Genomic DNA, 512 nt, shown 5'->3' with positions numbered 1-512 from the left:
GCGATCTTTTGATCTTGATCTTAAAAACAAAATCAAAAGATCGCAGCCTGCGGCAGCTCCTACAGAGGTGATGCAGCGTCTGAGCATCCTCCAGCCCAGGCCGCATTGCAATGCTGGCGAGACCACTCAGTCACAGGCTGCGCCAGAACCGGTACAAAGTGTCACAGGGACCGTACCGAAAGCGTCACAGGCGCCTCCCGCCCGTCCGACAAAAATCGCGCAAGGCCTTGATTTACCTGACCTGCAAGGCAGTGGCCCGACCTTTGCTCTACGCTTAAAGCAAGCGCACACGCGCCTCTTCCTTATAAGCACAAGAACCCAAGGAGAAACCATCATGCGTTACGCTCACCCCGGTACTGAAGGCGCTATCGTTTCGTTCAAGAGCAAATATGGAAATTACATCGGCGGCGAGTTCGTCGCGCCTGTCAAAGGTCAGTACTTCACCAATACCTCGCCAGTGAATGGCCAACCGATTGCCGAATTCCCGCGCTCCACGGCTGAAGACATCGACA

At 54.7% G+C, this 512-nt stretch carries 1 pseudogene; it reads left to right on the top strand.

Annotation, left to right across the window (positions count from 1 at the left end):
- Positions 1–334: 334 nt before the first annotated feature.
- Positions 335–512: pseudogene (locus QLG10_RS07925) on the top strand (aldehyde dehydrogenase); the annotation flags it as partial.

Origin of the sequence: Pseudomonas sp. V98_8 (assembly GCF_029967975.1) — a bacterium.
Classification (GTDB): domain Bacteria; phylum Pseudomonadota; class Gammaproteobacteria; order Pseudomonadales; family Pseudomonadaceae; genus Aquipseudomonas; species Aquipseudomonas umsongensis.
This window is presented reverse-complemented; position numbering and strand designations above follow the sequence as displayed.